This window comes from Streptomyces sp. NPDC002690, assembly GCF_053592415.1.
On the sequence record NZ_JBSFVR010000324.1, the window covers coordinates 1 to 8,315 of the forward strand.

6 protein-coding genes are annotated in these 8,315 nt (G+C 73.9%); 2 read left to right on the top strand and 4 right to left on the bottom strand.

All coding sequences use genetic code 11. The features are described 5' to 3' along the window. Positions 1-172: 172 nt before the first annotated feature. The 4 genes from ACWD3D_RS29065 to ACWD3D_RS29080 all read right to left on the bottom strand — a co-directional run bounded on the left by ACWD3D_RS29065 (position 173) and on the right by ACWD3D_RS29080 (position 5,956). The gene (locus ACWD3D_RS29065) at positions 173-2,566 is read right to left on the bottom strand and encodes a transglutaminase TgpA family protein (protein ID WP_451463747.1); all 2,394 of its coding nucleotides are present in this window, start codon (positions 2,564-2,566) and stop codon (positions 173-175) included. Further along, entirely contained in the window at positions 2,563-3,978 is a 1,416-nt protein-coding gene (locus ACWD3D_RS29070; protein WP_451463748.1) for a DUF58 domain-containing protein, read from the bottom strand. The genes ACWD3D_RS29065 and ACWD3D_RS29070 overlap by 4 nt, the downstream gene beginning before the upstream one ends. After that, positions 3,978-5,024 carry an AAA family ATPase gene (locus ACWD3D_RS29075; protein ID WP_451463749.1) on the bottom strand — a complete coding sequence of 349 codons (1,047 nt, stop codon included), beginning with the start codon at positions 5,022-5,024 and terminating at the stop codon, positions 3,978-3,980. The genes ACWD3D_RS29070 and ACWD3D_RS29075 overlap by 1 nt, the downstream gene beginning before the upstream one ends. A gap of 368 nt (positions 5,025-5,392) precedes the next feature. Next, positions 5,393-5,956, bottom strand: coding sequence for a beta-class carbonic anhydrase (locus ACWD3D_RS29080; protein WP_451463750.1), 564 nt, complete (start codon positions 5,954-5,956; stop codon positions 5,393-5,395). A 614-nt stretch (positions 5,957-6,570) separates the two neighbouring features. On the opposite strand from ACWD3D_RS29080, the gene rsmH reads away from it, so the two are divergent. After that, positions 6,571-7,536, top strand: coding sequence for a 16S rRNA (cytosine(1402)-N(4))-methyltransferase RsmH (gene rsmH / locus ACWD3D_RS29085; protein ID WP_451463751.1), 966 nt, complete (start codon positions 6,571-6,573; stop codon positions 7,534-7,536). A 55-nt stretch (positions 7,537-7,591) separates the two neighbouring features. Continuing rightward, positions 7,592-8,272 (top strand): septum formation initiator, encoded by a 681-nt coding sequence (locus ACWD3D_RS29090; RefSeq protein ID WP_451463752.1) that lies wholly within the window; start codon positions 7,592-7,594, stop codon positions 8,270-8,272. Positions 8,273-8,315: the final 43 nt, after the last annotated feature.

The following is an 8,315-nucleotide window of genomic DNA, read 5'->3' on the forward strand; positions in this document are numbered from 1 at the left end:
ACCGCCAAGCGAAACGGGACCGTTTCGCTTGTGGGGTGTGCCACACGTTTTCCGCGTCACGAGTTGCCCCGGGCCCCGCGCACCGAAAGCATGGGGCCCTGCGGCCCTGCGGCCCCGCGGGGCCCGGGAACACCTGGCCCCGCACGCCCCGGCCCCGCACGCCCTCTCCGGCTCAGCCCCGGGGGCGGGTCGGGCGGAGGGACCGGCCGACTGCCTCCCACCGCTCCGAGAACCGCTTCGCCAGCGCCGTCCGGCGCTCCGAGACCGCCCACACCACCCGGACGGCCGAGCGGGGAGCGAGTGCGGCGCGGAGCCGGGTGGACCGGCTCGCCCGCCCGGCCAGTGCCGCCCCCACGGTCACCGCGTCCTCGGCCGCACGGGCCGGCGGCTGCGGCCGGGGCGCGTAGAGCACCTGCTCCACCGCTCCCGCCACCCGGCGCAGGGCCGCCGCCGGCTCATCGTCCAGCCCGCCCAGCCGGACGATGCGGTCGGCCGCCCTGCGCGGGGTCAGCGCGTCGTCCGGGTCGATGCCGTGGTCCCAGGCCGTGTCCGTGATCTCCTGCCAGACCGCCAGCGTTCTCGCCGTCGCGTCCGAGGGGGTCCGCCCGCCCGACCCGTACAGGCGCCGGGACCGCAGCCGGGTCCGCCACAGCAGCGGCGACAGTGGGATCAGTACGACCAGCGCGGCGCCGAGCACCACCAGGACCACCGTGCCGAGCGGGAACCCCGGCCCGGCCGTGTCGGTGGCGACCGGGGCGGCCGACGGCCCGCAGGCACCCTCCCGGCGCATCAGCGCCGAGCAGCTCTCCGAAGCGGTCGGGGCGGCCGAGGGCTGCGCCGAGGTCGAGGCGGTCGGGGCGGCCGAGGTGTCGGTGGACCCGGTGGGAGCCTCGGGCACCGTGTACGAGGGCACCGATCCCCGGGTCGGAGTCGGCTCGAAGCGGGTCCATCCCACACCCTCGAAGTACAGCTCGGGCCAGGCGTGCGCGTCCCGCAGCCCCACCGAAACGGACCCGTCCGCCTGCGTCGTCCCCGGGGTGAAGCCCACCGCGACCCGTGCGGGGATGCCCAGCGTCCGGGCCATCGCCGCCATCGCGAACGAGAAGTGCACGCAGAAGCCCCGGCGGTCCTTCAGGAACCGTGCGATCGCCGCGGTACCGGTGCCCGAGCTCACCGTCGTGTCGTAACTGAACCCGCCGTTCTGCGCGAACCAGTCCTGCAGCGCCACGGCCTGCTCGTAGTGGTTGGCCGAACCCCGGGTGACCTGCGCGGCCGTCTCCGCCACCACGTCCGGCAGGGACGTCGGCACCTCGGTGTACTCCAGGGTCAGCTCCTTGGGAGGCAGACCGGCCGCCGCGAGCTGCGCCGCCGTCGGCTCCACCATCAGGCTGCTGACCCGGTACCGCTTCCCGCCCGTCGTCTGGCCGCCGTCGCCGATGAGGGTGCGCCCCTCGGGCTCGTACCGCCACCGGCCGTCGATCCGGACCTCGGTCGCCGGGTACGGCATCGGCAGATAGTCCTGCCGGTAGTCGTCGGACGCGGCGATCTCCGCGGTCACCTCCGTGGCCAGTACGTCCTTCCCGAGGCCCACCGGCTGCGGGAGCCGGTCCGGTACGTCGCGCAGCGCACGCTTGGACGGCAGCCACTCGCTTCCGGTGAACCGGTCGAGGGAGAGGATGCGCAGATAGGTGCCCTGCGGGGCGCCGTCGGCGCCGCGGTACGTCAGCACCTCCCGGTTGTCCGACTGGTTGAGGTTGTCCTGGAGGGAGACCAGCGGGTTCACCGCGGAGATCGTGCCCCCGCCCCCGCCCCGCCCGTTGCCCGTGCCGAGGTCGCCCAGCAGACCGCCGCCGAGCGTGGACATCGAGCCCGGTACGAGCAGGGCGACGCCCAGTGCCAGCGCGCCGATCCGGTGCCCGGTCCGTACCGGGCGCTTCACCCGGCTGCCCGGCGCCGGCCGTCCGCGCGCGGGGCCACCGAAGAGCCGGCCCCACTGCGCGGTACGGTCCCGGCCCTCCGCGAGCAGGAGCAGCAGGTAACCAGCCGCGGCCAGGAAGAACAGGAGCCGGCTCGCCCCGCCGTCGGAGAGCCCGGCCGCCACCGAGTACAGCGCGAGCAGCGGAAGCCCGGCCGGCGCGGCGGCGCGCAACGTCACCGCCAGGACGTCGACCAGCAGCCCGATCAGGAGGACCCCGCCGACCAGCAGCAGCCGGATGCCGTCCGTCATCGGCGCGGGGGTCGCGTACCGGCCGACGTCGTCCGTGCCCGCCGTCAGCAGGTCGCCCAGCCACTGGACGGCCTGCGGTCCGGGCAGCACCCCGAACAACGCCCGGTCACCGGCGAACGCGGCCGTCAGCAGCACCAGGGTGACCAGCGCCTGCACGCCGACGGCCCCCGTGCGCGCCGGGACGAACCGTCGCGCCAGCGCACCCGCCGCGCTCTGCACCGCGAGCAGCAGCGCGGCCTCGCAGATCCACGTCCAGGGGTCGACCAGGGGCAGCAGCGCCCCCGACGCCAGCAGTGTCGCCGCGTAGGCGCACAGGGCGAGCCGCACCGGACCGCTCATGACCATCCTCCGGAGAAACCTGTCGCAGCGCCGCCACCGGCGGGCTGGGTGTCACCGGGCTGCCCGGCCTGCTGCCACACCCGGGCGAGGTCCGCCCCGGGCGGCACCGGCACCGCGGTCCAGCCCGCCTCGCGCAGCAGCCGCAGCCGCTCCGCGAGCGGGGTCGCCGGACCCTGCCCGGCGCCCGGCGCCCACTCCTCGCCGTCCAGTACGAACGCGACGGCCGCTCCGCTGCGTCGCCGCATGGCCGCCGCGACCGCCACCTGCTCCTCGTCGAGGTCGCCCAGGAAGGCGAGCAGCAGCCCCTCGTGCCCACCGCGCAGCACGTCGTGCGCCCCGGCCAGGCCGGACGCGTCGGAATGCTCGACGACCGCGAGGGTGTCCAGCAGCAGGCCGGCCACCTCGGCGGACCCGTGGCCGGAGCCGGAGCCGGAGCCGGAAGAACCCGAGAATCCGTCCGGGCCGTCACCGTGGCCGGCCCCGCCCTCGTCGGTCAGCAGCCGTACCGCGAAGCCCCTTTCCACCAGGTGGGCCAGGGCGGAGGCCGCCGCCGACACCGCCCACTCGAACGCCGAGTCGGGTCCGGCGCCCCGGAAGGCCGACCGCCGGGTGTCCAGCAGCACCGAGGCCCGCGCCCGCTGGGGCTGCTCCTCCCGGCGCACCATCAGCTCGCCGTAGCGCGCGGTGGAGCGCCAGTGGACCCGGCGCAGATCGTCGCCGTGCCGGTAACCGCGCGGCAGCACGTCGTCCTCGCCCGCCTGGGCGAGCGAGCGCTGACGCCCGTCGCCGTACCCGGAGGCCGCCCCGGTCAGCCGGAGCGGCGGCAGCGCCTGGGTGCGGGGGATCACCACCAGGGTGTCGTGGGCGCTGAAGGAACGGGTCAGCTCGCACATCCCGAACGGATCGGCCAGCCGCAGTTGCAACGGTCCCAGCGGATACCGGCCGCGCAGGTCCGAGCGGACCCGGTAGGACACCTCCCGCCGCCCGCCGGGCTCCACCCGGTCCAAAACGAAACGCGGCCTGGGGCCGAGCACGTACGGAACACGGTCCTGCAGCATCAGCAGCCCGGAGGGCAGCCGCGAGGCGTTGTCCACCCGCAGACGGACCCGCGCCTCCGAGCCCGCGGGCACCCGCGAGGGCGACAACCGACGGGTGCCGACCACCCGGTAGCGGGTGCGGTGGAGCGCGCCCGCGCAGACGAGCGGCAGCACGGCGAGCAGCATGCCGACCCGGAGCAGGTCGGCCTGGCCCAGTACGTAGGCGCAGACAGCGGCGGCGATTCCGGCGGCCAGGAAGGAGCGGCCCCGGGTGGTCAGCCCGCCCAGCGCCGCCCGCAGGGTGCCTCTGTCGCCGTCCGCGCCGTCGCCGGCCACGCCACCGCGGGGGCCGGGGCCCCGGTGCGCGTCCGCCATCACGGCCGCCGCGTGCCGGGCGCGTACGCCGGACCGCCCTGCGGATACGGAGGAACCCGCCGGTCGGTGGCCACCGAGTCCGGCGAGGTGGGTACGGGCGTGCGCTGCAGGATCTCCTGCACCACCTGCTCCGCCGTGCGGCGGTTCAGCTGCGCCTGCGCGGTGGGCAGCAGACGGTGGGCCAGCACCGGCACCGCGAGCGCCTGGACGTCGTCGGGCAGCGCGTAGTCCCGGCCGCCGAGGGCCGCCGAAGCCTTCGCCGCGCGCAGCAGATGCAGGCTGGCCCGGGGGGAGGCACCGAGCCGCAGGTCGGGGTGGCTGCGGGTGGCCTGGACCAGTTCGACGGTGTACCGCCGTACCGACTCGGCGACGTGCACCGAGCGGACCGCGTCGATCAGCTTCACGATGTCGTGGGCGTGGGCCACCGGCTGGAGGTCGTCCAGCGGCGGGACCCCGCCGTGCACGTCGAGCATCCGCAGCTCGGCCTCCAGGCTGGGGTACCCCATGGACACCCGGGCCATGAACCGGTCGCGCTGGGCCTCGGGCAGCGGATAGGTGCCCTCCATCTCGACCGGGTTCTGGGTCGCGACGACCATGAAGGGGTCGGGCAGCGCGTAGGTCTGCCCGTCGGTCGTGACCTGCCGCTCCTCCATCGACTCCAGGAGCGCGGACTGCGTCTTGGGTGACGCGCGGTTGATCTCGTCGCCGATCACGATCTGGGCGAAGATGGCGCCCGGCTTGAACTCGAAGTCCTTGCGCTGCTGGTCGAAGACGGACACCCCGGTGATGTCCGAGGGCAGCAGGTCAGGAGTGAACTGGATGCGGCGCACCGAACAGTCGATGGACCGGGCCAGCGCCTTGGCCAGCATGGTCTTGCCGACCCCGGGCACATCCTCGATCAGCAGGTGACCCTCGGCGAGCAGAACGGTCAGCGCGATCCGTACGACCTCGGGCTTGCCCTCGATCACGCGCTCCACCGACCCGCGCACCCGCTCCGTCGTGGTGGTCAGATCTGTGAGGTTCGCTCGCTCGTCATAGGTGGTCACCCGGTCCTCCTCGGCCCTTCACGCACGGGCCCGCGCCGTCGAACGGCCTGGCCCACCCCGATTGCGGACGCCCCTCCGGAAGCCCCGGAGTGCGTCACCCACCGCATTCTTGTTGCCGTTACCGCTTCGTGTCACTCGCCTGCGGACAACCGGAGCCGATATGTCGGGTGTTGTCGATATTCGGACGCCGGTACGAGTCGCGACGGGTGCCGGGACCGGGCAGTCGGCGGCGGGCGGAGGCGATCGGTGAAGCGCTGGTGAGGAAGGGGTCCGGCGGAGGGAGCCGGCAAGAGGGAGGACCCGACGGGCGACCCCGTGACGCGGTCCGTGGCCCCCGGCGGCCCCCGCGGGCCGCCGGGGCGGGAGGGTCAGGAGACCGGGGAGATCTCGCGCAGCAGACCGGTCTTGACGTCGAAGACGAAGCCCCGGACGTCGTCGGTGTGCAGGAGGAACGGCGAGGTACGGACCCGCTGGATCGACTGGCGCACGTCCTGGTCGACGTCGGAGAAGGACTCCACGGCCCACACGGGCCGCTGGCCGACCTCCAGCTCCAGCTCGTGGCGGAAGTCCTCCGTCAGCGATTCGAGGCCGCAGGTGGTGTGGTGGATGAGTATCACGCTGCGCGTGCCCAGCGCCCGCTGGCTGATGGTGAGCGACCGGATCACGTCGTCGGTGACCACACCGCCCGCGTTGCGGATGGTGTGGCAGTCGCCGAGTTCCAGACCGAGCGCGGCGTGCAGGTCGATACGGGCGTCCATGCAGGCGACCACGGCGACCTTCTGGACCGGACGGGCGTCCATGCCCGGGTCGGTGAAGGCACTCGCGTACTGGCCGTTCGCCTCCACCAGGCGGTCCGTGACGGTGCCGCCCGCGAGGGGCACGTCCGGAGAGGCGGGGGCGGCGGCGGAAGGGGACTGTGCGGAAGTCGACATGACTACGACGTTAGCCGTCCCACCTGCTCGGAGCGGCCTGGGGAAAAGGACAAAGAACGTCAACGAGGCTTGTTGTGAGCTAACCCACAGGACTTGCCGCGGCTCGCCCGTCCGGGTGAGGACCGTGGGCCACCGGAGCGGGGCGACGCGCTGTGCGGTTCGTTGATCCGGAATCGATCGAATGGCAGGGTGGACTAAAGTGACGCGAGGTTACCGGTCGGCCGGAAGGCCGGTCGCGTTCCGCGGGCTCCGAGCGTTTCCGTCGCATGTTCCGGTCCTTTCCGCGACCGCGGCGGTTCCAGCGGTTCCCGCGACGGGTCGCAGTGGTCCCGGCAAGCAGTCGCAGTAGTCGTTGTTCCGTATTCCTCAGCGTTCCCCCGTACCGATCAGCTTTTCCCGGCGTTTCTCCGTGCTTCTTCGTCTTTCTTCGCGTTTCCCCGTATTTTCCCCCGCATTTCCGATGTCCCCGTGATGTGCGGCGAACGTGCGGCCCGGCCCTCTCCCGCTCATGGCCGGCCGGCGCCCCTTCCCCGGCGCCGGCAGGCCTCCCCTTCTGAGCGGGCGGGGACCAGGCCGCATGTGCCGCCACACGGACCTGAGCCTGAGAGGGCGCATTGAGCCAGACCCGACACGTCCCGGTGATGCTCCAGCGATGCCTGGACCTGTTGGCCCCGGCTCTGCGGCGGGAGGGCGGCACCCCACCGGTGGTCGTCGACTGCACCCTCGGACTCGGCGGACACAGCGAGGCCCTGCTCACCGCCTTCCCCGAGGTACGACTGGTCGCCCTCGACCGGGACAAGGAGGCACTCCGGCTCTCCGGCGAGCGCCTCGCCCCGTACGGCGACCGCGCCACCCTGGTGCACGCGGTCTACGACGAACTGCCCGAGGTGCTGGACCGGCTCGGCATCCCCAAGGTCCAGGGCGTCCTCTTCGACCTCGGCGTCTCCTCCATGCAGCTGGACGAGGCCGACCGGGGATTCGCGTATGCCCAGGACGCGCCGCTCGACATGCGCATGGACCAGACCACCGGGATCGGCGCGGCGGAGGTCCTCAACACCTACCCGCCGGGCGAACTGGTCCGCATCCTGCGCGCGTACGGCGAGGAGAAGCAGGCCAAGCGGATCGTCTCGGCCGTCGTGCGCGAGCGCGAGAAGGAACCGTTCACCAACAGCGCCCGGCTGGTCGAACTGATCCGTGACTCCCTGCCGCAGGCCGCCAAGCGCACCGGCGGCAACCCGGCCAAGCGCACCTTCCAGGCGCTGCGCATCGAGGTGAACGGCGAACTCACGGTCCTGGAGAACGCCGTCCCCGCCGCGGTCTCCTCCCTCGCGGTCGGCGGCCGGATCGCCGTGCTGTCCTACCACTCGCTGGAGGACCGGCTGGTCAAGCAGGTGTTCGCGGCGGGCGCCGCGAACACCGCGCCGCCCGGACTGCCCGTCGTCCCCGAGAAGTACCAGCCCCGACTGAAGCTCCTCACCCGGGGCGCGGAACTGCCCACCGAGGAAGAGGTCGCCGAGAACCGGCGGGCCGCCCCGGCCCGGCTGCGTGGCGCCGAACGCATCCGCGAGGAGGAGCGGTGACCGCGGGCCCGAGGCGCACTCCCGCCGACGGCACCGGGGCGCTGGAGGCGGCGCGGTGAACAAACCGGCCGCACCGCTGAAGGGACGTGCCGCCCGGCTGGCCCGGCTGATGCCGTCGGCGCCGAGCAACGCGGCCCGTACCCCCTTCATGCTGCTGGTCGTGGTCCTCCTCGGCGGCGGGCTGATCTGTCTCCTGCTGCTGAACTCCGCGCTCAACGAGGGCTCGTTCCGCCTCAGCGAGCTGCGGAAGCAGACGACCGACCTCACCGACGAGGAGCAGGCGCTCCAGCGGGACGTGGACGGCTACTCGCAGCCCGACGCGCTGGAGCGGCGGGCCCGGGAACTGGGCATGGTCCCCGGCGGCAGCCCCGCCTTCCTGAACCCGGACGGCACGGTGCGGGGCGTCCCCGCCGAGGTCACCGCCGACCCGCGGCCCACGCCCACCCCGTCCCCGGCGGACACCCCCGCCGCCACCGAAGAGCCGGCCGCCACCGACGAGCCCCAGGCCACCGACGAGCCCGCGGCCACCGGAGAACCCCAGGCCGCCGGAGCTCCCGGGGGCGAGGAGACCGCGAGCCCTTCGGCCGGCGCCTCCCCCGTCTCCACGGCCTCCACCTTCGCGGACTCCACGGACTCCACCTCCACGGACGCCGCCGCGACGGACGTCGCGGCCGACGACCCGGCCACGACCGGGCGCACCGCGACGACCCCGACCCCGACGAGCCCCGGCAGGTGACGCAGTGCCGTCCAAGGAACCGCCGCGCCGCCGTGTGCCCGGC

Bases quoted from the DNA above. Each gene is read 5' to 3' on its own strand.
- ACWD3D_RS29065 (WP_451463747.1), bottom strand. From the start codon at position 2,566: ATGAGCGGTCCGGTGCGGCTCGCCCTGTGCGCCTACGCGGCGACACTG.
- ACWD3D_RS29070 (WP_451463748.1), bottom strand. From the start codon at position 3,978: ATGGCGGACGCGCACCGGGGCCCCGGCCCCCGCGGTGGCGTGGCCGGC.
- ACWD3D_RS29080 (WP_451463750.1), bottom strand. From the start codon at position 5,956: ATGTCGACTTCCGCACAGTCCCCTTCCGCCGCCGCCCCCGCCTCTCCG.